This is a genomic window from Rhodopirellula europaea 6C (genome assembly GCF_000338295.1).
Lineage (GTDB): Bacteria > Planctomycetota > Planctomycetia > Pirellulales > Pirellulaceae > Rhodopirellula > Rhodopirellula europaea.
The window spans coordinates 1-26804 of the sequence record NZ_ANMO01000114.1; the positions used below are offsets into that span (position 1 = coordinate 1).

Genomic DNA, 26804 nt, shown 5'->3' on the forward strand with positions numbered 1-26804 from the left:
GAGCTACATCAGCCGCTCGACCACCAACGTCCCCCCTCAACACCCCATCCGTAGCCGGCTGGGGCCCTCCAGCCGGCATCCACAAAATTCGGTGCCCTCACCGACAACTCACCGCTCCCGGCAAAGCTCCTTTTGACTGGCACAATCGTTTGCGAATCGTCGATCAACGCGTCGACTTCGCCCATCCAAACTGCCCGATTTCGATCGATCGCGGTATGCTCTCGGCTGCCCAAGCCCACGTGCTCTTCTCGACGCCTCGCCACCTTCTTCGCGACTCCCATGGCCAAATCTCGACCTCGCCCCAAACAGAACGACGACGACCAAATGCTGTTCAGCGGGTTCGACGAGGCCCCCGCTTCTCCGGCCGCCGACGCATCCGCCGCGAATCAAGTCGCTGAGTCCGCGCACGCGATGACGCCATCCGACTCAAACGCCGCCGCTGAATCCCCGGCCGCCGCCCAAACGCCCGCGAAAGAACGCGATCCAGACAAACTGTCCGCCACGCGAGGTTTCACCCCCAGCCCCAACGCCGCGACCGTCCCATCAGTCGCCGGCACCGGAGTGACGCCACTGCCAACCAGCTCCACCCAAACGCCACGAGAATCCTCCGAGTCCGAGTCCGACGCCGCCCCCAAAGACGCCTCGCAATCGGGCCCGCGAGCCGATCGCGAAACGACGGAAGAACGCAAGCAGCGACACGACGCGGTCCGTATCGCGGACGACGCCCTGCCCGCCGTGCTGCAGAGACCAATCCCCGAGACCACCGACGATCCCATCCCAGACCTGACCGACAAATTGGTCGTCGTTGTCGACGCTCACTCGTTGATTTACCAGGTCTTTCACGCGTTGCCACCGATGACCAGCACCGGTGGACTGCCCGTGTCGGCCGTTTACGGGTTCGTCGGCGACATGCTGGAATTGCTCTCTCGCAAGAACCCCGACTACTTGATCGCCGCGTTCGACAAAAGCGAAGTCACCTTCCGCAACGAGCTGTATCCCGAATACAAAGCCAACCGGGACTCGATGCCCGACGAACTCCGCCAACAAATCCCGCTGATCCGTCAAGCCATCGACGCAATGGGGATCGGCATCATTGAGCAATCCGGCTTCGAAGCCGACGACTTGCTCGCAACCGTCGCCGCCAAAGTCGAAGACGCCGGCGGCCGATGCTTGGTCGTGACCAGTGACAAAGATTGCCGGCAACTGATCAGCGACCAAACCAAGATCTACAACATCCGCAAAGATCAAGAGATCGACGCCGCGGAACTGTTCGGGCTGTGGGGCATACGGCCCGACCAAGTCGTCGACTATCAGGCGCTCGTCGGTGACCCAGTCGACAACGTTCCCGGTATCTCATTGATCGGCCCCAAGATCGCTCAGCAATTGCTCGAGACCCACGACACGCTGGAAGAGATCCTCAACAACGCCGAATCGATCTCTGGGAAGAAACGCAAAGAGAACCTGATGAACGGCCGCGAAGCCGCGATGATGTCGCGCGAGTTGGTCGAACTCAAACGCGATGTCGAATCACCGATTCCCTGGAACCGATGCGTTCGCTCGGCAGCCGACCTCGAACGAGTCGACGCGTTGTTGCAAGAGTTTGGCTTTCGCCGATTGCGAAGCCGCGCCGCGGAACTGCTGGGCGGCGAAGCACCCGCCGAAGAACCCAAACCGGTTTGGGAATCACGCTACCAAACCATCACGACCGAAAACGAACTGAAAGCACTCGCGGCCGAACTCGCCAAACAAACCGTCCTGGCCATCGACACCGAAACAACCAGCACCCACGCACGCGGGTGCGATTTGGTCGGCATCTCCATCGCATGGCAACCGGGCGAAGCCGCCTACATCCCCGTCCGTGCCCCCGAGGGTGATCCGGCGATCAACGAACTCGTCGTCATCGAAACCCTCCGCGATGTCCTGGAATCATCCGCGATCGAAAAAGTCGGACACAACCTCAAGTTCGACGTAATCGTGCTGCGTTCGGCCGGCGTGCAACTCGGCGGCATCACGATGGACACCATGGTCGCCGACTACTTGCTGAACTCCGGAGGCCGCAACCACGGGCTGGATGATCTCGCCCAACGCAGACTCGACCACACCAACCTTTCGATCAAAGATTTGATCGGAACGGGCAAGAAACAAATCACGATGGACAAAGTTCCCGTCGACGACGTTTCACCCTACGCCTGCGAAGACGTTGATGTCCCCATTCGACTCGCGCCGACGCTGCGTGACGAACTCAACGAATCCGGTTTGGATGGCTTGTTCGATGAAGTCGAAATGCCGCTCACCGAAGTGCTGGCCGAAATGGAGTTCAACGGAATCCATGTCAACGCGGACACGCTGGCGAAAATGAGCGAGCGGTTCGACAGAGACATCGCGGACCTGCGAGCGTTGGTGTTTTCCGCCGCCGGACACGAGTTCAACCTGGATAGCCCCAAGCAACTCGGTGTCGTTTTGTTCGAAGAACTTGGGCTGCCGGTGATCAAAAAAACCAAGACCGGAGTCAGCACCGATGCGGATGTCTTGGGGCAATTGGCCGTCAACCACGAGATCGCTGAACACGTGCTGCAGTATCGCCAAGCCACCAAACTGAAAAACACTTACATCGACGCGCTGCCGCAATTGATCTGCGACAAAACCGGACGTGTCCACACGTCGTTCCGGCAAGACGTCGCGGCGACGGGACGACTCAGCAGCAGTGAACCCAACCTGCAAAACATCCCCATCCGAACCGAACAAGGCAAAGCAATCCGAGCCGCGTTCACCGCCGGACGCGAAGGGTGGTCTTTGCTCGGTGCCGACTACTCGCAAATCGAACTGCGGGTGCTGGCCCACTACAGCGGTGACGAAGCCCTGATCGGTGCCTACCACGACGACGCCGACATCCACACGCGAGTCGCTGCGGAAGTCAATGGCATCGAAGAATCGGAAGTCACCAGCGACCTCCGCCGGATCGCCAAGACGATCAACTTTGGAATCGTGTACGGCCAAAGCCCGTTTGGTTTGGCCAAAACGCTCGGCATCAGCAACGACGAAGCACGCGATTACATCGAATTGTATTTCCAGCGATACTCGGGCGTCGAAGCGTTCATGATGGACACGCTGGCCCGCTGTCGCAATGAAGGCTACGTGGCAACCATGTTGGGACGCCGTCGTGAAATCAAGGGCGTTCGCGATTTGGCCAAGCTGCCCGAATCGAAACGTCGCAGCCTCACCGAACCGGAACGCATTGCGATCAACATGCCGATCCAAGGCACCGCCGCAGACTTGATCAAACTAGCCATGTTGCGAGTCCACGAGCAACTCAAACAGAGCGATCTGCAAGCCCGTCTTCTTTTGCAGATTCACGACGAATTGCTGCTCGAATCACCCGACGAAGAACTCGATGCTTTGTCGGACATGATTCGTGAAGCCATGACCAGCGTGATGAAACTCGACGTGCCACTGAAAGTCGACGTCGCCCACGGCCGAACCTGGGCCGATTGCTAGGCCGGCGGAGCCGGCCAGTGGGAAAGAGGCTCAGGGCCACAGGGAGTGGGATAGCGACTAGCTTCTAGTGGTCTATCAAAGCTAAAAGTTAGGGTTGATCGTAGTGGACGAGGCCACGAGTCCTTGGATTTGACGCCAGTTCAGGACTCCTGGCCTCGTCCACTACCCTAAAAACAAGTCGTGACAGACCGCTAGCTTCTAGCTTCTAGCTTCTAGCTGCTAGCTGCTAGCTGCTAGCTGCTAGCTGCTCGTGCTCGTGCTCGTGCTCGTGCTCGTGCTGCCGTCATCGCCCCGGAGGAGCCGTCGTGGGGGAATGGTGGTGTGGTCCTACAGAACCTCGCGAACCCAGCGACCAACGACGCGAGCCCAGAGTTCTGCCGAATGGAAACATCGCCAGGTCGGACCTGGCCTACCGTTCGAGTCCGAAGTGCCGAAGTCCTGTGGCCCTGAGCTACTTTTCCCACTCCCACTAATCCCGAACCGTGACACTGGCTTGTCGCATTTGCCGCGTGGTGGGATTCTCCAAACGAACCGAGATCCGAATGGCTTCGGGAGTCGCCAAGAACGGCGGCAACGTTTCTCGTTCGCCCATGTCGTCCGCCCCGAATCGTCCGATGACGGATACGGCTCCCGCTTCATAGATGCCCATTCCTTCCATGCCATCAGTACCGAGGTCAGCGGTCGCCCCGATCGTCGTGGTCCACCGAGTCCCCTCAGCCGTGTCGCTCACTCGCCTCTGACGGATCCCGTCTTTTTCGTACCATGAAGTGTAGGTGTCGAACGCAGGTTGGAAGAGCGAAATCGTATTCGCGCCCGACGTCAGCAGACGCCCTGAACGATACAACGGATTGGAATACGACTGCGCGGCGTTGGAGAACGATTCCAAACCAGAGAAAGGCGTGAAGAGAGCAGTGTTGGACGCTGCAATGGTCGATCCGGTCGTCGTATTCACTCGATCCAGATACCGAGCTTGCCACCCTCGCAGCGATCCTCCCGCGAGCACGGGATAACACAGATCAACAAACCCACCATTGAGCACCGATGCATCGCCGTCTGCAATTGCATCCAGCAATGCCTCGCGATACCCAGGGTCATTGGGCCCGACCACCAAGTTATCGTCGGTTTCAAAATACGAGACTTCAGGGTCGAAAACCTTCACATCAAAACTGAGCGCGTTGTTGACCACCACATCCTCACCGCGACGATCCGGGCCCCAACCAATTCCCGGATTGAGATGCGTGTTGTTGTCACCCAGCACGAACTCGCGTCGCAAGAAACCACACAGTCGGCTCGGAGTGACCACGGGGGCCGCACCGGCACTGGAAAGCGGTGGTGCCAAGCGTGGAGTCGACGTGTCGAGGTTAAGCATGTTCAAGACAGTGGCGGGCCCAGTCAAGGCGAGCACCGGCATCGACGTCGGGGCATTTCCCCCCGAACCAGTCAGCACGGAATTGGGAACCCGGACATGTGCGAATCGGTTGTGCGGAACGGAAAGATCCGTAAGAGAGTTGGCTGCCACATTCGCAGTGGGATTCCCTAACGAATCAAAGCGCCGACGTACCGACAAGTCGCATTGTTGATGCACGCCTGCCATGCCGTACGCCCATCCAGATGCAACCGGGGCAGTGCTGCGAACCGTTGTTGTCGTCGCGTCAGGCCAATTATCCGCTCGCATGAATGGAACCGAAACACTGCCAACGGATCGGCTCTGAATGGGCAACACTCCAGTCGAGAGATTGAGATCAGGACGGATCAACAAGACCCGCCGATGAATTTTCATTCGATCAGGAAGACCATTCTCCGTCGCCGTCCCACTTCCCAAATCTGTGTCGCCGTCTACATCGACGTATCGAAGATACTCCGCATCGTCCGCGGCCACGTTGGGATACTCGGGACTGGCAAAGTACACGATCTCAGCGTAGCGAGATCGGATCATCACCGGTTCAAACGGAACTTGGCTCTCGTCAATGTTGGCCGTACCGGGGTCGTCGGCCGGGATGCTGTAAGTCGTCCCCGCCAGATCCGCTGCTCGCTGATCCAAGATGTAACGAGGCACCTTGCCTGAAAACCAACTTCCCTTGGGAGCGATGGCCGTGAAGGCGAGGTAATCATCGAAGTCCCCATAGCGTGAGTCTGGAATGTCAACATTCCCATCTGCATCAATGCTGGCGCGGAACAGCGATGAAGTCGCGTCGGTCACCGGCCCCTCGTAATACATGAAATAACCCGAGGGATCTGGGCCACCGGTTGTTGGCGTCAGACTCACCGTGCAACGGGTTGTCTCATCGTTGAGGCGAGTCGTGATGTCACGCAACTCATTCGCCAATTGCACGTTGCCACGGCTCTCCCGAATCCGGGCTCCCACAAAAGCAAACGCCCGCGCGACCGCTGCCATCATCAACAGGGTGACCGTCATGGCGATCAACATCTCCACCAGCGTGAAGCCTCGCCGGGAAGCATCGCGGGCGTCCGGCGTACCAAACAGAAGTGGCGTGGGTCGCGCAGTCATGGGATTGAGATTGGATGGTTTCATGATGAATCACTCGATAAGCAGTGCGGTAAACGGACGCGTTCTTACTGGAAGTACCGTTCGAAAACGACCGTGTCCCTCGCATTGACGTCTTGGCCTGGGATGAAGCCAACTGGAATCGAGCGATCAATGATGAACATCGCGTGATACCGCTGGTTTTCGCCTTTGTCTTCGTTGTATTCCGCACCCAAATTGTTGGTGTTGGTCGGGTCGACTTCAAAGAAACCCAACGTCATCCGAACGAGGAAGGTTTGCGAATTGTCCGATGCCAGATTCGGCATCCGATTCACCGTCTGATATTTCAGAAACGCATTGCGATTCCGATCTTGAGACAAATTCGTTGTCCCCACCACAGGTGTCTGAGTCGACGCGCGAACGAACAGCGAAACTTCATTGGGCGACGTTCCGCCGGATGATTCCTGTTCGTCCAACCGCCCCGCAGCTCGCAGCAACCCAACATTGACTTTCCGGCGTCTTAAATCTTCGGACTCATCCTGAGCCGTCGTACTCAAATTGCGAACTTCGGGTGCTGCGTGGCCCGCTGTGGATCGTTTAAAGACGCCAGCGAACTGCGTCGGGAAGCGTGGGTCCAATTGATTGGGAAGATAGTTCACCGGAGTGCTCGCGTCCGCATCAATCACCGTCGTTCTGGTTCCAGTCGGAACGTACCCCCGACGTGACTTCACGAATTCGTTGTACGACAACTGCGTTGCTGTTCCGGTCCCCGTGGCAGACGTGTATTCACCTGCGTTGAGATGTCCCTGCATCAGTCCCTTCCAAGTCGAGAACTCCTCAATCGTATTGAGGTTCACTTTCCCGATTCGGCGATTGTCTTCCACGAAGTTGAAAGGAGCGCTATACAAATCTACGAGCGGAGTGCCGTTGATCACAGCAGGCGGCACTGCGTCCGATTCACCTCGGAACGGAGGCGGCGTGCCCACGAACTCAAACACGGAATGAAACTCGGCAGCGGGAGCCGCGCTGGAATCCTTCACGTTCTCGCTATGAAAGAAATTCAACAGGTGACGGAATGGTGAGATGAACGTTTCCGCGTACGCCGGGTCGGTCGTTGCGGTACTCGACTCTGGCTGAATCGCTGGATCGCCTGCATTCACCACGCTGAATTCTTCGAACAATCGCCCCGCCGAACACGCCGGCACCAACATCAATTCATGCGGCGTGGCATAGGGTCGGTTCAACCAGGGGTGCATTGCAAACGGAACCGCTGGCCGCCCCCGAATCGGCGTCGTTACCGGAGCCCCGAAATTCTCGTTCAAGTAGTTGAACGTTGTGGAAACTGCAGGGCCGACGTTGAAGAAATCGAGACCGCCCGGCAACATGGCGTCCAAGTTTGGTCGCTCAGTGCTATACGAAAACAACACATTGATTCCCACACCGTTGATTCCGACACCATCGCGCTGCCGACTTTCAGTTGCATAGTCACCCTCGAACGTTTGCGGAACAGGTGGATCGCCGCCTGGTTTCGTGACATTACCAGCGTTGTCTTCGCCACTGAAGATCGTCAAATCTATTGCAATTTGATCCACGGTCCGGTACGGATTCAACGTCGGATGATAACCACGCGTTGGGTCAGCGAGCCGCTGCAAAAACGCAGTGCGGTAGTTGAGAACCGTTCCCAGCATCGGGTCAGCAGCGTTCGGGACAAATTCCTCTGTGAGATGGCGAATTGGCCCGCTGACTCTCATGTCTTCCGGTTGGTCGCGGACAGCACCTGCTATTGCGTTGCCTGCGATATCAAGTTCGACATAAGCGTCAGTGACAGGGTAGTTAGGGTCATTAACATATCGATTGGTTGGCTCGGCGTAGTAGTCGCCTGGATTAATCGGAAGCGGCTCCGAGACGTTCAGCCCTATTCCATCGGGTGAGGTCACCCCCGTGTTCGTCCAATCCCCCGCAGGGAACCCTGATATTGCCAACGACAAACCCGGCAGAATGTTAGTATTCGTATTGGGAGTCAACGTTGAACTAGCGGAATCAAATTGAATCAGTCCCACCGCAGGTGCAGTGTTCTGGATCTCAAATGCCTGTTCGCTCGGTCCCACCGGACCGGTGGTGTAGGTGCGACTTCCAAACGTGGTCCTCATTCGCGGCGCGAGCGTCAAATATTGTTCGGGAAACAATGATGCTGTTGCACCACTCGAACTAAAAAACACACTGGCTTGCCGCGTTATATCTTGGATCGGTGTGATAGCCGACTGTAAATCAGTCACATCAGCGTAGTCTGTAAAGAAGACAAATCTTTTCAGTTTGAGATTGCGAGCGTTTGCCCCAATTTCGTCAAGAGCATTGGGATTCCCGAGCTCCGGATTAAACGAAAGTGTGTCAGGAAGCGTATCTCGCAACGCAATCGGGGAATTATCAATATCCACTATCGCATCAGGGTCAAGTACATCGGGATTAGGAGTATCAACGTGCGGTTCGCTGATGGCGATCCGCCAGACAGGGACTTCGATCTCATTACCAGGCGACACAACGCCCCAGGTGGTGCCGTCGAAATAGGTGTCAATCGTACGGTCCAAGTCAAGGGAATACGAAACATTGGTCCCTGTGGTATCAATGTCGTAAAGTTCCTGGGGGATCCCTGCAGTGTTGGGGTCCAAATTCGGAGCGATTACACGTCGCCGAGGACAATACAATTCCAAGAACAGCGATCCTTGCGGAATGCGAACTTGATCTGTGTCCTCGTCCTCGTCAGGCGACGTGCCTCCTTTTTTGTGTCCGCGTCGAGATCGGTATCACGCACCCGAATATCGTGCATGGCATAGGACTCGGTGAACAACAATTCGGGCTGTTCACACCCAAACACCACTGGGCTTTGTGCCGTTGGCATGGTTGTGCTGGTACCGAAGACTTCATCGGGTGTTGATGTAGTATCAATCAAGCCATCGCCGTCGATGTCATCGGCGATCGCCCAACCATCAAATGGATTGGGGTCGTAAACGAAACGCGTCATGATGGAATCGGAATCGCGATAATCCACGACATTCGCTGCCCACTGAGCCAGTCGTCGTGCACGATATGCCTCGGGATCCGAAGTTGGGACAGGAGTGGCGAGCGTGTCACCATAGCCGGGATAGTTGTTCCGAAGATCGTCGCTGATGATCATCATCAAGACATACAAATGACGAGCGAGCAATTGCCGGGGCGATGCCATCGCCGAGTCATCCAGCGTGTAGTCGGGAGCATGACCAACAAAGTTGGCATCAACGGTTTGCCCAGCATACGACTCAAAAGCTTCTGTCTCCGTTCCAGTCGTTTCGCTGGCGTCATCGAGGACACCGTTGCCATCATCATCAAAACCTGCCAATTGGAATTCACGCGGCTCGTCCACCACGCCGTTGGAATTGTCATCCACTCCGTTTCCAATTCGACGATTGATATTCAGGCGTTTTGCCAAACGCAATTCGGGAGCAACCAGGTCATTCAGTTGAGCGTTGGTGAGTGCGGTACCTCCTCCGATCGAAGTGATGAGTGAACGCAGTTCATCGTAGGCCGACGCCGCATCGATTCCCGCATAGGGCGAGTCATCGGAAACACTGGTGGTGGTGAGCGCGTTGGCCAAACTGGCGTCTGCAGTCACGAGCGGACGAACCAGTTCCGTCAAACGCGCGGGCAGCAACTCACTGTCAAATTCATTCGCACGAACAATCGCCTCGAGCTCGTCTTCCGTGTAGCGACGGTCGCCACTCAGACGTCCCGTTGGGTCGGACTCATAAGGGTTGTCGACCAATTCGTCTGAATCCGGCTCCGTAATGGCAGTGGTCGCAGGGTCGTCTGTGAGATCTTCCCCCAAATCAATGGGTGATTCCACGGCGGTGTCGCCATCGTTGGCTGGAACCAAGGCGCCACTGAGCGACATCGCGTACCCGCCACGCCCATAGGGATCAATCGAATGAGGGTAAACGGTCGTGCCACCAAGGACACTCGGACGCCACCCCGTTGCCAAGACACCAAGGGCATCAGCCCCCGATCGTCCGGGAACCATTTCGCTGGTACCAGATCCAACGGAATATCGTCCCCGCAACAAAGGAAACAACTGCGTCGCGGTGCCAGGAATGTTGATATCTGCTGGACCGAATCCAAGCCCGCGGAAAGCAAACTGCGAGGCTCCTGCGGTGCCGGCCCAATCGCTCACAACTTGATTGACGCCCACACCCTGGTTGATCAAAGCATAGTTCCCGTGAGCGTTGACATTCAAACGTCCTGAGAGATCACGAATCATCGGCGCGATCAACGGCCGGAGCAATTTGCCTTCCGGCGAGGTCACCAGAGGCAGCCCCAGGTCAACCCAAATGCTGTCGGCAATCCCATCGAAATCGTTGTCGACGTCCCAGGGGCCCTCGATCAAGGCGCTCGCCAACTGGTTCAGGCGGGCTTGAGCCGCATCGTAGTTTGGAGTGGCCCCTCCCGTCCGCTGCATCGGCAGCGGAGCACGCAGAGCAAAACTGGGGTTCCCGCCGGTGAACTGCGGGTGAATCGGACCCGATCCGCCCGCTGCGGGCAATCGTAGTTGATTCTCTGCGATCGGAATCGGACGAAATGTCCCCCGCGCGATGCTCGCGATGACATCCGAATAAATGGTCGAGATCGATGTCGGACTCCAATCGGTGGTCTCATTCAGGATGTAATTGATCACCGACGGACGATGAAACGATGGAATGACGACTCCACTCGAATCGCGATAGCTCAGAAACCAATTGTTGTAATCTGCTGCATCGTAGCTCTCATCAAAATCGCTCCCGGGGGTCGTGATGAAAGTGTTTTTCCCAACAACTGGATCCAGCAGATTCGGTTGGATTGCTCTAGGCAGGGTGAATCCAACATTTCCGTACGTTGCGGTGTTGGGCAGTGCCATCGCATTCACATTGGTCCCGTCATAGCCAATGCCAACCGCGTTTCGAGGAACACCATTCATCCTGATCGTGTCGCCATTCACTGGAACAAATGCTCCTAGCTCGGCATCGGTTGCTACTGTCAACCTGTGTTCAGCCGGAGTTGCGGACGTGAACGTCGACCGCAAAACACGAAATGAACGTCCCTCAAGGTTTCCTGACGTGAAGGTGACAATCCGTCCGGTGTAAAGGTCGTTGACCGCCTCCGTAGAAAGAGCTTTGCCTGTCAAGGGTAGCGAGCTCTGCACTGAGAAACTCAAGTGAGTTTCGTACGTTCCGTTGAACAGTTCCACCAGATCCGTTGAGGTGACTACCTGCAACTCCGAGTAGTCAGACCGGCCGTAGTAATCACTCAGCAAATCCTCTCCAAAAAACGGACTGGTTCGATCATCGGTCCCACGAATCAAGGTCATCAACGCTTCATCGAGCAACGAAGTCGGATGGCTTTGCTTGACGTTTCGTGACGCAATGGCGAACGATGCTTGCCGAGCTTGGTTGCTGAAAACCAAGAAGGCAGCAACCAGCACGCTGAAGAATGTCAGCATGCTGAGCACGACGAGCAAGATGACCCCGCTGTGTTGATTCGATGGCGACCGTTTCATGGCATTGGTCCGCGCGTTTCTAGGAAGAAGAAAGAAGAGTGAGGAGGGAAACTGCGTCAGGGTGGTTCGAGTGACCATCAGAGGTCCGTCCAAGGGATCAAACGCTCCGTCACCGACACCACGTCTTGGACAATCGTGGCAAACGTGTTGTCTTGAAAAGTGTTGTCTGAGTCTGGCTCAAACGCGGCGTCGAAGTTGAACTCCCAATCGGGACCGTCCAAGGAAACACGTCTCCGCCAAAGTTCTTCATCGGTGCGATCGATTCCGGATTGAGGTGCTGGAAGGGCGGCCTCACCGCTCACCAGTTCCGAATTGCTGTACGCAAAGATTTCTTCTGCCTCCTGGTCCACCGCAACGACGCGATACCACCGATGAACTTGCTGGCCACCTGGGGACAAGCGACGCGATAACATCACCCAGTCATTGGGGGCGAGGTCCGAGGACGTGGTCGCCGAGGCGGTCAAGTGAACCACCCCGCCCGCACCCCCTGAAAAACCGGATGCAAATGTGACCTGAGCGACTCGTTCACTCATCCCATTCATCTCTGGAAGAATCGGAGGCGTTAGCGTCGCGTTTGGAAAATCAATGTCCACCACACGGTTCTGCATCACCACAATGGACAGGTTTGCGAACCTTCGGTTTTGCGTCGGCACCAGAGTGGCCATCCAACTGAATTCGCCCGTTGGAATCCGGCGTCCATAATCCGTCTCACCCGAATTCAATCCAGTCAACTTGGCAGGAATCGTTGTGTCTTTCGGTTGCTGCACCACCAAATCGTTGACGCTCTCAATGATCGTCCGCGCCAGCTCTGCATTCACCCCTGAGAGACCAACCCGGGTCAATCGTGGTGCGTCTCCTGCCTCACCTGCGGGCCAAGGGGCAATGGACGGTGGTTCCCAGGTTGAGTCAGACTCAGCCGGGTTCAATAGCGGATCGTGATTGGCAACATAGTATGGAAATAGACTGTTGTCGTAGCTGTTGAATGAGGTGACGGTGCCGCCCTGAACCGCACGATACAACGGGTCGATGCATATTCCACGAGAGGTTGTCCCCCCAGCAGAGAACAGCTGCGTGCTCTGGTTGAACGCCACGCCCGTCCCAGACATGTTCACCAAGTTCCCATTGCCCAGCCACTTCCGAACCAAGACCTCTTTCGCAATGGAATCTCCCATCTCAGCCCCTACGCTCAGCGACACCGCATCCCGAGCCCGACCGCCCGCCAAAGGCATGACGGAAAGCAGACCGAGAAGGCCGATCATGATCACCCCGATCGAAAAAATCACTTCGATCAGTGTGATGGCAGCGCGAGGATTCAACGAGTTGCGAATGATCATGGGGTCGCATCCAAGGTGTCTGAGAGAATCGCCAACGAGCGAGCGTCGCGAAGGGCGGCTGGCATCGACGTCGTCGTGCTCACCGAAGCGTTGGGAGCAACCACACAACGGCCCGTCGTTGGATTGATCACAATCCAAAGGGAATCCAAATTCATTAGGTTGGCCGGCGTGCGCGGATCCGCGTTGAATGGAGTCGTGGGCTGAAGCCCATCGCTATCACCAATGCAAAGAAAAATCATTCCATCAGGAACGCCCCGGTTTCCAACCGCATCGATGGAAGTCGTTTCCACTCGGCCATCTGGACCAAACACAATGTCAATCGCCGCGTTTGCGCTGGCTCCCTGCGGCGTGAATTGGTTGCCATCGATTCCAATCCCCGAATAGGTCATGTCCACCACAATCCCGCGTGGAAACGTCAGACTCTGGCTGGTCGAGACCACCGGAGAACGATGAATGCGATACGGTACCGAAGCACCGTCCACCGGCTGGTGGGTCACGGGAAAGGTACTTGATCCTGAGAGCGGCGAATCCAAATCGATGGTCGCTCGCACCGTGTCTGTTCCTGTGGTGTACCCGGTGAAGTCCAGCCGAAAAACACGTCCGCCTGGCAGTTCAATAAGGTCGCCATCCTTGATGGGGGCATACAGATCATCGTTGTGCAGAACAGAGTTGGAATCTGTGTAGAGGGTCAACAATTGGTTTCTCACCCCGGAAAATTCCAGTCCTACATCCGTTGAGTCGTAAGGAGGATCAGGCAAAGATGGGTCTGGAAAAACGCCTGTGGGCAGCGGATAAACAAAGGTCACTCTCGCATCCGATGCCTCACCAGAGTAGGGCGGAACGCCCCTCAACTGCCGCAACCGAACGCCAGCGGCAGTCCGAAAATCCACCGTCGAAGCACTGCTGGCTCGCTCAATCCGGACGCCGACAAAGCGTCCTTCTGAAATGGCACGACTGCGTGCTTCATCCAGATAAGCCACGATCGTTCGGGACGCCTGGCTCACCTTTTGATCGCTGATCAACGTGCGAACCGTTGGCAACGCAATCGCAGAGATCAACAGGAAGATCGACATCACGATCAACAGTTCGACAAGAGTAAAACCACGCGAGCTTGGCTTGAACGTTCGACTCGAACCCGATATCAGGCCCACTGGTTGCGTGAGCGGCATCAACGCACTCATTGGGTCACCTGCAGTGAGAAGTTGGTAATGTTGTCAGCCAGCACATCATTGGCCTGGCCAGTCAATTCTTCACCCGGCAACCGTCGCTCCGTGTCCGTGGCGTAAGTCGCACTCGTTCGATTGAAAACGCCCGGGTCATTGGCAGCGATGAACCGACGCATGTAGGGATCGACCCAGATGTAGTTTGACGAACCACGACCTGCGAACTCCGTTCCCATGTTGTCGACGTTCTTTGGCCACGCCCAAGTGGACGAGGTGTAGTCGTAGGCTTCCAAGGCAGTCCCCGATGCATTGACGGGATTGAAGGCGATCCCAAACTCACTGTCTTCGCCTGCGGAAATGACCAGTGGTCGCATTGCCCAAGGTGCTCCGTAAATGCCATCGTTGACGTTCACTGCGGGAAGAACCGCGGAGGAAGACGGAGCTGGTGCGAGCGTGACGGAGTAATAAAAGTCCGATCGAAACAGATCGAATTCGTCAGCGATGTCCAGGTCCAAGGCACCATCTGGATCGTCAAATCCAATCGGCCAACGAATGAACCCGATGGGGTTCCCCCAGCCATCCAGAATCTCAAACATGCCATCGCCATCCACATCCCCGATGTTGCTGGTCGGGATCGCATCGATCGCGGGTGTCCCAGCCGAGTAAGACGTCGCGAGAATCAGATAAAGACACTCAGCACTCTGGTACTCCAATGTTGGAGTTGCCGCCGAATAGCGAGTCCAGTAAGCCTGAGCCAATGAGGGCTTCGAACCAGCAAACCACGAGACCGGAAACGAGCGACGCAATGACTTGTCGGTACGAGTGCCGACAATCTGTTCACTGGTATCCTTGATGAGCACGGGACTGGCGGCCCCATAAACGGATGCTGGTGCCGTCACGAAATCAGAGTAACGATCCGGCATCTCCATCCGCTGCAGATCTCGAATCATATTGAGACGAACACGAGCCGCTTCGGTCCCAAGCACTTCAAACGACAACATCGTGTCACCACCAGCGTTCGTCCCACCGACAGCTGACGCAAAATTGGGCACTTCCACCGGCAGCGAACGATACTTGTACGAGTCGTACTTTTCTTGAATGACGCTATCAATCAATCCAATGATCGTGCGAGTCCGAGATGCTCGTGCACTCGCGGTGACTCCCTGAACGGCAGCGAGCACCATGCTTCCCATGATTCCAATCACAACCATGACGACCATAATCTCGACAAGCGTGAAGCCTGCGTTCGATTGTTTGCTAGATTGTTCGTTTAAAATCATTAGAAAACCTTAAGCCCGAAATCAGAACACTCCGTGTTGAACAACTTGATAAAAACATCAAGCCATCATCAAGGAACATCATCAACAACGGTGCCGTTACTGAAGTTCGTGATATTATCAGCGGGATACTGCTCGTTGTCGCCAAAAGCAGACTCCTGGTATTTCGAGACACTGGTGACAACCAAATCACCAGGCGTTGCAAACCCCGCCCCGGTCAAAAGTGCAATCGCCGCGCCGGTGTCATACTGAAAATAGATCGGCTCGACATTGGAATCACCATTCACGTCATAAGACGCCGTGGCACCAAAATTATTGTCCAGGCCAGCACTAATGATCTGAAACGTGTTTGGGTTCATGAACTGCCACGCTCCAAGAGCCGCCGCTTGATCCGTGTAGTTCCCGCCTGATCGGTTTGCGTTCGCATTGGTGGACAGAAAAGGCCGAACATAGCCGTAGGTTGTCGAACCATAGCCATTGAAGTCCCCTGCGCCCCCTGACACGTTTGGGTCATACAATGCATAAGTTCGAGAATCGAAGTAAACAAACGGAGCGCCCTCGGAATCCGATCGATAACTCAAGAACAAGTCACCATCACTGGACTCCCGTCGGTTCCCAGCGGCATAAGTCATCGCTGTCCCTGGATCGACTTCGTTGTAGTCCAACTGACTGACATCGAAATCTACCAACGAGTTGGGACGGTCGATATTGACTTGAAAATTGCGGGGATCCTGACGTTCGAGTGCGGTCGCGGCCTCATAGGTATTGCTACCATCGCCCGTCCACACCAGCGGACCGCCCGCTCCGGTGAAAGGTCGCTGTGTGTCGTCGCTATATCCGCCCAAGGTCCACGCCAAGACCTCCCCACGATCCAAATTCGCGGCTTGAAAAACGCCACTAACATGTAGCATGTTGTAAAGGAGCGTCTGATCGTTAGTTGACATTCTAGGAAACACCTTTCGGTAGTGTCGCTCGACGATCGCCCAACTAGAAAAGTCAGGCGGGTAGTCGCCATACTTTTGCTGATATTGCTCGACGGCTTGCTCCAAAGAAGTCACCTCGAGTCGCAAGTTTGTTACCCGAGCTCGGCGCACCGCATTGGTAACGGCTGGTATAAGGATCGCCGACAAGATGCCGATGATCCCGATCACCACCAGCATCTCCACCAAGGTGAAGGCGGAGCGGGTGGTGGGTGCCACGCGGGCGGGCTGATGGAGATTGGTTCGAGCGTTCATCGCTACTCTCGGAACGGGGAATGGTGCTGGCGGTTGTCCGTTCCACTCATGGAGCGAAACCGACGCGGTGCGGATGAGGTTGAAAAAGATTTGTCTCGTCGGCCGACCGGCACTCTCGCGCCGGTCGGGCTGTTTCAATTTGGCTGTTTAACTCAAGCCCGAGATCAACTCGACCAATGGCATGAACAAACTGATCACGATGAAACCGACCGCGACCCCGAGGAACACGATCATCAATGGCTCCATCAACGCGGTCAGTGCGTCGGTCATGATCCGGACTTCTTCGTCATAGGTGTCGGCCACCTTGTAAAGCATCGTGTCGAGCTCACCGGTCTCTTCCCCCACGTCGACCATGTTCACAACGAGGTCATCCACCACGCGGCCTTTGATCTTCGTCAGGTAAAACAAAACACACAGCACGGCTCCACCAATGATCATATAGCTGGCCATGAACGTCAGCATCTCGACCATGTTGCCGTCATCGAGCTTGCCGCCCTTCGCGGTCAACGCGACGCTCATGACCATGATGCCGGGGAACGATCCAAACAAAGCCCAGAACACCGCGGTCATCGGGTGGAAACCCAACACCGAGTACTCCTTCAACGGCTTGCTGATCACTTCCCCTTCGCGGATCTGGTTGCTGACCCCGGTGAACATCCGCTCGAACATGGCGTTGCCCGCCGTCTCTCGCGTGATGTTCAGGGCTTCCAAAATTGGCACACCGGAACTGATCAGTGTCCCCAGTGTCCTGGTTGTTCGAGCCAAGATGTTCTTTTCGATCAACGTGCCAAAGATGGGCACGCGGATGATGAACATGTCAAATCCAATCCGCCCCTGTTTGAATTTCCTCATCAGTTTGACCAGGATCAACGCACAGATCGGCATCAGGATCAGCAGGAACCAATACCCGGCGATGTAATTGCTCATCGCGATCAACAACACCGTCGGTGCCGGCAGATCCAAACCGAACTCGTCGAACATCTTTTCGAACGTCGGAACGATGAACAACATGATGAACGTCAGGATCAACGTCGCGACCAAGACCACGATGACCGGGTAGATCAACGCACCCTTCACCTTTCGCTTCAACGACTCAGCGGACTCGAGGAAGTCAGCCAACCGGTTGAGAATCGTTTCCAACGCACCGCCGGCCTCACCGGCTTTGATCATGTTGACGTACAGCCGACTGAAGACCTTCGGGCATTTGGCCATCGCCTCGGACAGCGTCGAGCCACCTTCGATCTCGTCGCAAACATCCATCAAGGCGTTCTTGAGTTTGCCCGGTTTCTGGTTGCCTTCCAAGATTTTCAGGCTGCGCAGAATCGGCAGACCGGCGTCTTGCAAGATCGACAACTGACGCGTGAACGCGCAGATGTGTTTGGTCTTGGCCCCGCCCATAGCGAAGGGCCGTTTCTTACCACCCCCAGCCGCAGCGGAACCGGCCGCTTGTTTCTTGACGGCGATTTTGGTGACGAAGTAGCCCATCTGACGGATGGTGGTCTGGGCTTCGTCCTCGTTGGCCGCATCGATTTCGTCCCGGATCTCTTGTCCGGTCGCGTCCATCGCTTCAAAGGTATAAGTCGGCATGGGATTGCTTCTTCAAGTGAAAAGGGCCGCAGGATCACAGGGCCACAGGCTTGGTTTTTGTAAAGCTACTAGCGGTTAGCTTCTAGCTTCTTCATTTGGAGTTGGGGCATTGGTTGTTTACGCAAAGCGTTTGAATTTCGTGGTGGCACTCATTGCTTTGTGAGTTGTTGCTGACGGTTGCTGATCAGTGCCTGCAACATTCTCGATATCTGCTTTGTTTCATCGATGAGCGATTCGGACTGCTGCGTGGACATCAATTTGACTCGAGTTGCGATGTAGAGTTGAGTTCGAAGTTCGGCACAGGAGCCTTTGGCGATGACGAGGAACCGAATAAAGTCTTTGGGTGTTCGCTCATAACCTTCTGCAATGTTGGAAGGAACGCTGACGGCACTTCGCTGCATCTGGTCCTTGAGTCCAAAGTCACGGCAATCGGATAAGAGTTCGTAAACTGAAACGGCCAATCGGCACCCTCGTTTCCAAACTTCCAAATCTTCAAACGTGCTCGCCATTCGCTCCTAAATCTTTGCCTCTCGGATTACTTCTTTTCGATCTACCTGCGTCCTAAATCACTGTGGTCCTGTGACGCTGCGGCCCTTTCGCACTGCATCAACCATCAACCACTGTCTCTCGGACGATTTCGTCGAGGGTGGTGATTCCGTCGCGAGCCAGGCTCATGCCGAACTCTCGCAGGATCACCATTCCGTCGCTTTGGGCTTGGTCTCGCAGCTCATCCGTGCTGGCGTTGTGCATGATCATTTCGCGAATCGTGTCGTTGAGAATCATCAACTCAAACAACGCGATTCGGCCTTTGTACCCGGTGTTGTTGCACTTCTCGCATCCAACACCCTTGAAGTAGTCGGTCGCTTCAATCTCTTCGCGACTCATACCGAGTTCCATCAGCAGATCGCTGCTGACGCGTGTCTTTTCGCGACAACCGGTGCAGATCCGGCGAACAAGTCGCTGAGCCAAAATGGCTTCGACGGTCGCGCAAATCATGAAGGGCTGGATCCCCATGTCGGTCAGTCGCGTGACAGTGCTGGGCGAATCGTTCGTGTGTAAAGTGCTGAACACCAAGTGACCTGTCAGCGCCGCCTGGATCGAAATCTCAGCGGTCTCCAAGTCACGGATCTCGCCGACCAGAATCGTGTCCGGATCCTGTCGCAAAATCGCTCGCAAACAAGACGCAAAGGTCACACCCGCGTCGGAGTCGATCGGGATTTGAATGATCCCATCGATGTCATATTCCACCGGGTCTTCGGTGGTGATCAGCTTTTCGGATATCTCGTTGAGTTCGGACAAAGTCGAGTACAGCGTCGTGGTCTTGCCCGATCCCGTTGGCCCGGTGACCAACACGATTCCGTTGGGGCGATCGATCGCCGAGCGAAACCGCGACATCATGTCTTCGTCCATCCCGACATTGTCGAGCGACAGGTTCACAACCGAACGGTCGAGCACCCGCATGACCGTTGACTCACCGAAGATCGTCGGCAAAACCGAAACGCGAAGGTCAACGGGGTGTCCACCGACCATCAGCTCGATCCGACCGTCCTGCGGCATACGACGTTCGGCGATGTCGAGGTTGGCCATCACCTTGATTCGAGTCGTAATGGCGAACGCGAGGTGACGTGGCGGTGGAACCATTTCGTAGAGCACGCCTTCGGATTTGATCCGGATGCGGAACTCGTCTTCAAAAGGCTCGAAGTGAATGTCCGATGCGTGGTCTTTGATCGCCAGCAACAACACCATGTTGAGCAACTTGCGGACGGGAGCCGAATCGGCGAGTGCCTCCGCGTCGGTGATGTTGAACTTTTCGTTGTCCAACAAACTCGCGGCGGCCTTGAGCTCTTCATCTTCGGCCAGTTCAGCGACCAGTTTCTCGACGCTTTCAGCTTCGCTGTCGTAGTACTTCGTGATCGTTTTGTTGACGTCCGCTTCGGTCGCGACCAAGATCTTGATCTCGTAACCAAGGAACGTCCGCAACTCGTCTTGGATGTTCAGGTTCTGAGGGTCACAAGTCGCGATGGTCAGCGTGTTGCCTTCGAACTGAACTGGCACGCAACGATAGAGCTGGGCCATCGTTTCGCTGATCTTCTCCATCACCTCTGGTTCCAGCTTCGCGTCTTCCAGCGAAACCGTCTGCATCCCCATTTGCTCGGCGAGCGCCTGAACGAGCTGCTCGTCCGTGACCAACTGCATGTCTTCGGCGACTTTCCCGAACAGCGCACCAGGCTGCTGCTCTTGTTCGTCGAGCACAATTTGCAATTGATCATCGGTGAGGAAACCGAGGTCAACGAGGATCTGTCCGATGCGACGTGGGGCCATGGATAGTGAGCTGGAAAGAGGCGCAGGGCCACAGGGCCACAGGAAACAAAATAAGGAACGGTCGAGCCAACTGACCCCAACACACTGTGCTGCTGTGGTCCTGTGGCCCTTTTCAACTTCTAATCTTCTTTAATCGGAATGGGCTCGTCGCCCAGACCTTGTCTTGCTTGAACGATTCGTTTGGCCAAGTCATCGGGGCGGTGGGCTTTCGCAAGCACGTCTTCCACCGAGACTCGGTCGCCTTTCCAGTGATTGAACAAGGCATCGTCCATCAACTGCATGCCGAACTTGGCACCGGTTTGCATCGATGAGTTGATCCGGAAAGTCTTGTTTTCACGAATCAGGTTGGCGATGCCGGGCGTCACGTTCAGTACCTCATATGCGGCACAACGACCGCCGCCGATCTTGGGTAGCAGCGTCTGAGCGACCACGCCGATCAACGTCGAAGCGAGCTGCGTTCGAATTTGATCCTGCAGGTTGCCGGGGAACGCGTCGATGATCCGGTTGACCGTGCCTTGAGCACTGTTGGTGTGCAAGGTGCCGAACACGACGTGCCCGGTTTCAGCCGCACTGATGGCCGCTTCGATGGTTTCGAGGTCGCGAAGCTCACCGACCAGAATCACGTCGGGGTCCTGCCGCAGAGCACGACGAATCGCCTCGGAGAAACTCGGCACGTCGACGCCGACTTCCCGCTGGTTGATCGTCGACTCTTTGTGTTCGTGATAAAACTCGATCGGGTCTTCGATCGTGATGATGTGGTGGTCAATGGTCTCGTTGAGCAAGTTGATCAGCGATGCCAGCGTCGTCGATTTCCCCGAACCCGTTGGCCCCGTCACCAGGAACAACCCACGTGGGCGGTGAACCATTTTGACGACAGCCTCGGGCAGACCGAGTTGCTCGGGTGTCAATTTGTCATTGGGGATCTGACGCAGCACCATCGAGATGAAGCCGCGTTGTTTGAAGACCGAGACCCGGAATCGAGCCAATTCGCCAAACGCGAACCCGAAGTCGGTCGAGCCTGTCTCTTGCAGTTCACGCTGGCAGCGTTCCGGCGTGATCGATTTCATCAGCGCGACGGAGTCTTCGCCTTCGAGCGTCTTGGTTTCCAGCTTCCGCATGCGGCCGTGCAATCGAAACACGGGCGGCTGACCGACAACAATATGGATGTCGCTCACACCCTGCTTCACAGCAGCTTGCAGCAGTTTGTCGATCAGCACGGTGGCCATGGAAGACGCCTGACAATGAGTGGGAGGGCGTGAAGAAGAGAATAGGGGCCTTTTGCCTGGCCGGATTCCACTGGCGACTCAGTCAACCAGCTCGACCGGCGTTCAAACCGGCCACTCCCCAGGTGATTCGCGAGAAAAGACGAGAACGAACCACGCCAGAGCAACCGGCATCCCGCCAGATCGTTCGGCAACGGGACATTGCGTCCCAGATGAGTCGCCCGACACGTGATTTCCCGTGCCAGACGGTGTCATTATGCGTGAAACAGCGTCAAAGGCAAAGAAAATCGCGTTGCGTAGCCGGAATGCGTACTATGCCGCCCCGATCAGGGCAAAAGACAATAGCCCGTCAGGGAGCAACTCACGTGAAACCAACCGCTCAAGAACTTGCCTCGAAGGGAAGGCTGCACTTCCATCGCGATTCCAATCGCAGCAGGGACGTCCGGCCAACGCGAGGAAGGCCGGCGAACCGCCGCGATATGCATCCGCGGCCTACAGCGACGAAAGCTCTTTCGCGATGTGACTGAGCGCGAGGGCTTCTTGCTCGGTCTTCTTCGCCACGCGATAGACCTCATCGAAGGTCGTGATCCCGCGAATGACCTTGAGCATGCCATCGGCGTAAAGCGTTGACATACCGTTCTTTATGGCCTCTTCGCGAATCGTTTTGGTCGTCGTCCCTTTGAACATCAATTCGCGGAGCTTGTTGTTGATCAGCATCAACTCGTAGATACCGATCCGGCCGCGGTAACCCGTCCGGCCACAGTAGGTGCATCCCTTGCCCTTGCTGAACTCGGCCTGAGCGAGCATCTCTGGTGGGATTTCGGAATCCTCGATGACGCTCTGTGGCGGCTGATAGCGGACCTTGCAACGAGGACAAATCGTCCGCACGAGCCGCTGTGCCAGCACCGCGATGACGGAACTTGCCACCATGTAGGACGGTACACCGATGTCCACCATCCGTGATATAGCACTGGGCGCATCGTTCGTATGCAGGGTACTGAAAACCAAGTGTCCAGTCAGTGAGGCCTGGATTCCCATCGATGCGGTCTCGTGATCTCGCATTTCCCCGACGAGAATGATGTTGGGGGCTTGCCGCAACATGGCTCGAATGATGCGAGCGAAGTCGAGCCCGATGTTGTGTTTCACTTCGACTTGATTGATGCCGGGCAGGTAGTATTCGACCGGGTCTTCCGCCGTGATGATCTTGCGGTCAGGCCGGTTCAACGCGTTGAGCGAAGCGTACAGGGTGGTGGTCTTCCCGGACCCGGTTGGGCCTGTCACCAACACGATCCCGTTGGGCCGGCGAATGAGCGAGTTGAAGTTCCGGAAGTCACGCTCGGACAAACCGAGCTGCCTGGTGCCGACTTTGATGTTGTCCTTGTCCAGCAGCCGCATCACGCAAGACTGGCCGTGGTTGGTCGGGATGATGCTGACCCGCAAATCGAGCTGCTTGTCGCCGACGGTGATCTTGATCCGCCCGTCGGTGGGGCGTCGCTTCTCGCTGATGTCGATCTTGGACAGGATCTTGATCCGGGCGATAATGGCCGAAAGCATCCGCCGGGGGGCTGCTTCTCGCTCGACACAAACGCCGTCAATTCGATAACGGATGCGAACGCGGTCCTCAAAGGGCTCGACGTGAATGTCGCTGGCACGCAACTGGACCGCTTCGGCGATCATCAGGTTGACCAGCCGGATGACGGGGGCCGAATTGTCGTCGACGGTCTCTTCCCCCCCGCCGGAGTCCGATTCGGTTTCGGTGAAGTCGATGGCCGTGTCAGTGAACTCTTGCAACATCGAGTCAGCCGATTCACCTTCGACCTGACCGTAGTACTGGTTGATCGCTCCGTTGATGGCTTCTTTGGGGGCCAGGGCCGTTTCGATTTTCCGGTTGAGAATGAAACGCAGCTTTTCGATCGTTTCGAGGTCAAACGGGTCGGCGATCAAAATGGTCAGGGCGCCGTCTTCTTCTTTGAACGGCAGCACCGTGTTTTCTCGAGCGACCGATTCGGGCACCAATTCGATGACGGTTTCGCTGATCCGCTCGCTACGGAGGTCGACAAAGGGGATTTTGTGGAATTTTGCCAAGGCCATCCCGACTTCTTCGGGGCTGGCGTATTCCATTTTGATCAAGACATCGCCAATGTCCGCGCCCGTGTTTTTGGCGACTTCTTCGGCTTCGGACAGCTGATCGAGACTGATGACGCCCTGTTGGAGCAGCAAATCGGTGAAATCTTGCATCGTCCGGCTCATGGTGAATTCCTTCGTCGACAGAAAAGCGTTGCCAGCCGGGACCGCGCAAAAGGGCGCCCGGCGACGTGATCTTAGGATATCACGAGGATGACGGGCAGGTTGTGGAAAACTTCGCTTGGTTCCGACTTCGCGGAGGAGTGTGTGGTAGCAGCCCGTCGTACGGTGGACTTCACCGGGAATGCAAGTGAGGTTGCGCTCGACTCGGTGGGGGACCACCGAGCTACAGAATGGGTTTGGTGTGCTCCATCGAACGGAGTCGATGGGCGACTTTGGACGCTGGCAGCAGAGTAGAACCATTGTCCCCAATTGTTCCGTCTGGCGGCTCGCCGTCGGGAAGCAGTGTGACATTGATCCAAAGTTCGCACCGTTCGTGCCTGGCTTCTCGGCGACTAGTATTTGGCACGCGAACAACTGAGGACACTCGTTCGCTTTTCTGTAGCACGGTGGTTTCCACCGTGAGTGCGTGGGAAGTTGCGCTCGGCTCGCTGGGGGCCCCAGCGAGCTACAGGTTGAACGCGGGCGATCAGGCGGGTGCGGGGCGACCGTAGTAGAAACCTTGCGCGAGATCGAAGCCAATTTCCTGACAGGCTTCGGCTTCCTCGATCGTTTCGATCCCTTCCGCCAACGCGGCAATGTTCAGGTCCTGAACCATGCTGACGAGCGATCGAAGCATCCGCATGCGGTTGTCGTCGACGACGCTCAAACCTCGAATCAGCCCAATATCGAATTTGACGTAGTCAGGGCGAGCCTCGACCAATTCAGCCAAACGGGCTTGGCCGGCACCAAAGTCGTCATAGGCCAGACGAATGTCCAGTTCCTTCAGCGTGGAATGCAGACGCTGCATTTGCTTGGGATTGGTCACGGCGGACTCGTGGATCTCCAACACGATCTGAGTGTTCGATGCCATCGACCGAACCTTGCACAGCGAGTCAATCAGCGACTGGCCGTCTTCCATTTCCTTTGGATGCGTGTTGACGAACAAGGTCGGTGAATCCGGAAGCTCGCGGCCGACCCGGAGCCCTTCCCAACGCAGCAACCGACTGAGTTCCACCTCCAAATTCAATTGCTCAGCGGCCTGGAACATGGCACCGACCGATTCCAATCCGAACACGCTGCCGCGACCGAGGATTTCGTACCCGATCATTCGTGCACCCACCAAAGTCACGATGGGCTGGAAGTGCGGGCGCACGAGTCGCTGGCTCATCAAGCGATCAAACTGCACCAATGCGAGGGCTTGGTCGCAAACGTTTTCAGATATCGTTCCCGCCGTCACCCCGGTCGGAGATTGGCGTCGCACGCGGAACGGAGCTTCGGCAAAGTGAATTAGGTCTTCGTCGCCGACCACAACAGGCTCGGTGACGCGTTTGCCGTTGAGATAAGTGCCATTAGTGCTTTCGAGATCGCGCACGATCAATTTGCCGTCTTCGATCTTCAGTTCAGCGTGATTTCCGCTGACAGTTCGAAACTGCAGCTTCATCGCGACGCCAGATTTCCGGCCCACGATAAACGGTGCTTGATCGATCGGAGTGTGTTGCAGCGTGTCGCCGGGACCCATCGGACCGGACAGAAACCACACGTCCTCATGGACGCAGGTGCTGCGACGAAGTCGGTCGATGGGAAGGCTATCAACGGAAGCCATGACAACAATTTCGTGGAGGAACGTGGGATAAAGGAGCGGTCTCAGAGGGGCAGGACCTCGCTCTGCTGCAAAGCTAGGTTACGACTTGTGAACAAACACATCGTGGTTCTGAATTTCAGTCGATTTCCGCCGAATGTATTCACGAAGACGACGTCCCTCACGTCATCGCGTTCCGGCTGCAACGATTGTGCGAGCTGGCCGGATGACGCCAGGTTGCTGGCGTGGACGCGTGCATGCTTGGGGAGATCTGATAGGGATAGGGAACTCCGGTTGAGCAGGATTCCCTCCCTCGAAACCGTACGTGCGGTTCCCTAACAGGCTTGGCCGAATCGAGTTCGCAATACAGTTACGGACTGCTCATTCGCTTTTGATTGCTCTCCACCCTTTCGGTTGAAAACGCGGGTACCATCAGCTACGGGGCGGTAACGATTTCCCCGACCAGGACTTTCACCTGACGATTCAATCGCTTTTGCATGCGCACTGGCCGGTGGTCCCCACCGTGAGTGCTCGAGGTTGCGCTCGGCTGGTTGGGGGCCCCAGCAAGCTACAAAGGTTGTGTACCAACGAAAAAAGGCTGGCTTCTTTCTTACGAGAGAAGCCAGCCTTTAGATTTCATTCAGCGATCACGAACAAGTTCGCTCAGCTGCAGCCCATCGAGTTGCCGCAGTTGTGGCACAGATAACAGTTGCCGTTGCGGACTGTGATGCTGCCGCAGTTGTCGCAACTAGGGGCATCCGTCTGGAACCGCGAGAACTGGTCGGCTTGCCCGCCCAATCCGTCAACGGCTGGTTGAGCTACCGCACCGTCGGACGATCCACCGCTGGACTGACCATTGGAATGCCCGTTGGTCGCAGAACCATTGCTGGCTCCGGTCTGCAGACTGGCCAACAATGTGGCTCGTTCCACCAAAGCGACCGCGGCCCCTGCGTCAGCTCGCAACTCAGCCATCACGGGGCTGTTGTTGTTCGCCGTTGCTCCCGCGGGAGCGGTTGTCATGTCGGGACCGTTGCCGCCCGTCGTGGTTGCACCTTCCGCGTTGGGGTACTGGTCGTTGCCAGACATGAAGGTGATGCCCAACCAACGAGCGATGTAGTCGACGACGCTCTTGGCGATGCGGATGTCCTTGTTGGACGTGTGCCCCATCGGCTCGAAACGAGTGTGACTGAACTTGTTGACGATCACTTCCAATGGCACGCCGTACTGCATCGCAATCGACAGTGCGGTGCCGAAGCTG

Annotated in this window: 15 protein-coding genes; 1 reads left to right on the forward strand and 14 read right to left on the reverse strand. The window is 56.3% G+C overall.

The features are described from left to right. Nucleotides 1-279 precede the first annotated feature (279 nt). Complete coding sequence (polA, locus tag RE6C_RS11225) at nucleotides 280-3495, forward strand: DNA polymerase I (protein ID WP_008656663.1); 3216 nt, start codon at nucleotides 280-282, stop codon at nucleotides 3493-3495. Nucleotides 3496-3964: 469 nt separating this feature from the next. Here the strand turns inward: polA and RE6C_RS11230 are convergent, their stop codons facing one another. The 14 genes from RE6C_RS11230 to RE6C_RS11300 form a co-directional block, all read right to left on the reverse strand. Then, nucleotides 3965-6028, reverse strand: a complete 2064-nt coding sequence (locus RE6C_RS11230) for a prepilin-type N-terminal cleavage/methylation domain-containing protein (protein WP_008656665.1) — start codon at nucleotides 6026-6028, stop codon at nucleotides 3965-3967. Nucleotides 6029-6069: 41 nt separating this feature from the next. Beyond that, nucleotides 6070-8688, reverse strand: a complete 2619-nt coding sequence (locus RE6C_RS32825) for a hypothetical protein (protein WP_236618117.1) — start codon at nucleotides 8686-8688, stop codon at nucleotides 6070-6072. Further along, nucleotides 8658-11540: a hypothetical protein gene (locus RE6C_RS32830; protein WP_008656667.1), complete on the reverse strand. Its 2883-nt coding sequence runs from the start codon at nucleotides 11538-11540 to the stop codon at nucleotides 8658-8660. The genes RE6C_RS32825 and RE6C_RS32830 overlap by 31 nt, the downstream gene beginning before the upstream one ends. 77 nt (nucleotides 11541-11617) lie before the next feature. Further along, on the reverse strand, nucleotides 11618-12874 hold the full coding sequence (locus RE6C_RS11245; protein WP_008656668.1) for a type IV pilus modification PilV family protein: 1257 nt from the start codon (nucleotides 12872-12874) through the stop codon (nucleotides 11618-11620). After that, the gene (locus tag RE6C_RS29465; RefSeq protein WP_008656669.1) at nucleotides 12871-14055 is read right to left on the reverse strand and encodes a prepilin-type N-terminal cleavage/methylation domain-containing protein; all 1185 of its coding nucleotides are present in this window, start codon (nucleotides 14053-14055) and stop codon (nucleotides 12871-12873) included. The genes RE6C_RS11245 and RE6C_RS29465 overlap by 4 nt, the downstream gene beginning before the upstream one ends. Then, nucleotides 14052-15317, reverse strand: a complete 1266-nt coding sequence (locus RE6C_RS11255; protein WP_008656670.1) for a prepilin-type N-terminal cleavage/methylation domain-containing protein — start codon at nucleotides 15315-15317, stop codon at nucleotides 14052-14054. Before RE6C_RS11255 ends, RE6C_RS29465 begins: the two co-directional genes overlap by 4 nt. Nucleotides 15318-15385: 68 nt before the next feature. Further along, entirely contained in the window at nucleotides 15386-16549 is a 1164-nt protein-coding gene (locus tag RE6C_RS11260) for a type II secretion system protein (protein ID WP_008656671.1), read from the reverse strand. Between the two features lie 147 nt (nucleotides 16550-16696). Further along, nucleotides 16697-18136 carry a type II secretion system F family protein gene (locus RE6C_RS11270; protein WP_008656672.1) on the reverse strand — a complete coding sequence of 480 codons (1440 nt, stop codon included), beginning with the start codon at nucleotides 18134-18136 and terminating at the stop codon, nucleotides 16697-16699. 149 nt (nucleotides 18137-18285) lie between these two features. Beyond that, complete coding sequence (locus RE6C_RS11275; protein ID WP_008656673.1) at nucleotides 18286-18645, reverse strand: four helix bundle protein; 360 nt, start codon at nucleotides 18643-18645, stop codon at nucleotides 18286-18288. A gap of 97 nt (nucleotides 18646-18742) precedes the next feature. After that, a complete protein-coding gene (locus RE6C_RS11280; RefSeq protein ID WP_008656674.1) occupies nucleotides 18743-20458 on the reverse strand; it encodes a GspE/PulE family protein in 1716 nt (571 codons plus the stop codon). A 119-nt stretch (nucleotides 20459-20577) separates the two neighbouring features. Beyond that, nucleotides 20578-21684 (reverse strand): type IV pilus twitching motility protein PilT, encoded by a 1107-nt coding sequence (locus RE6C_RS11285; RefSeq protein WP_008656676.1) that lies wholly within the window; start codon nucleotides 21682-21684, stop codon nucleotides 20578-20580. A 489-nt stretch (nucleotides 21685-22173) separates the two neighbouring features. After that, nucleotides 22174-23931, reverse strand: coding sequence for a GspE/PulE family protein (locus RE6C_RS11290; protein ID WP_007329384.1), 1758 nt, complete (start codon nucleotides 23929-23931; stop codon nucleotides 22174-22176). Between the two features lie 523 nt (nucleotides 23932-24454). Further along, nucleotides 24455-25570, reverse strand: a complete 1116-nt coding sequence (locus RE6C_RS11295; protein WP_008656680.1) for an EAL domain-containing protein — start codon at nucleotides 25568-25570, stop codon at nucleotides 24455-24457. A gap of 639 nt (nucleotides 25571-26209) precedes the next feature. Then, on the reverse strand, nucleotides 26210-26804 hold a 595-nt coding region (locus RE6C_RS11300), incomplete at its 5' end, for a TSCPD domain-containing protein (protein WP_039961816.1).

Excerpts from the sequence above, each read along its gene's own strand:
- RE6C_RS11285 (WP_008656676.1), bottom strand. The coding sequence starts at position 21,684 with ATGGCCACCGTGCTGATCGACAAACTGCTGCAAGCTGCTGTGAAGCAG.
- RE6C_RS11275 (WP_008656673.1), bottom strand. The coding sequence starts at position 18,645 with ATGGCGAGCACGTTTGAAGATTTGGAAGTTTGGAAACGAGGGTGCCGA.
- RE6C_RS11295 (WP_008656680.1), bottom strand. The coding sequence starts at position 25,570 with ATGGCTTCCGTTGATAGCCTTCCCATCGACCGACTTCGTCGCAGCACC.
- RE6C_RS11270 (WP_008656672.1), bottom strand. The coding sequence starts at position 18,136 with ATGCCGACTTATACCTTTGAAGCGATGGACGCGACCGGACAAGAGATC.
- RE6C_RS11290 (WP_007329384.1), bottom strand. The coding sequence starts at position 23,931 with ATGAGCCGGACGATGCAAGATTTCACCGATTTGCTGCTCCAACAGGGC.
- RE6C_RS11260 (WP_008656671.1), bottom strand. The coding sequence starts at position 16,549 with ATGAACGCTCGAACCAATCTCCATCAGCCCGCCCGCGTGGCACCCACC.
- RE6C_RS11245 (WP_008656668.1), bottom strand. The coding sequence starts at position 12,874 with ATGATCATTCGCAACTCGTTGAATCCTCGCGCTGCCATCACACTGATC.
- RE6C_RS32830 (WP_008656667.1), bottom strand. The coding sequence starts at position 11,540 with ATGAAACGGTCGCCATCGAATCAACACAGCGGGGTCATCTTGCTCGTC.
- RE6C_RS11280 (WP_008656674.1), bottom strand. The coding sequence starts at position 20,458 with ATGGCCCCACGTCGCATCGGACAGATCCTCGTTGACCTCGGTTTCCTC.
- RE6C_RS11255 (WP_008656670.1), bottom strand. The coding sequence starts at position 15,317 with ATGATTTTAAACGAACAATCTAGCAAACAATCGAACGCAGGCTTCACG.
- polA (WP_008656663.1), top strand. The coding sequence starts at position 280 with ATGGCCAAATCTCGACCTCGCCCCAAACAGAACGACGACGACCAAATG.
- RE6C_RS11230 (WP_008656665.1), bottom strand. The coding sequence starts at position 6,028 with ATGAAACCATCCAATCTCAATCCCATGACTGCGCGACCCACGCCACTT.
- RE6C_RS29465 (WP_008656669.1), bottom strand. The coding sequence starts at position 14,055 with ATGAGTGCGTTGATGCCGCTCACGCAACCAGTGGGCCTGATATCGGGT.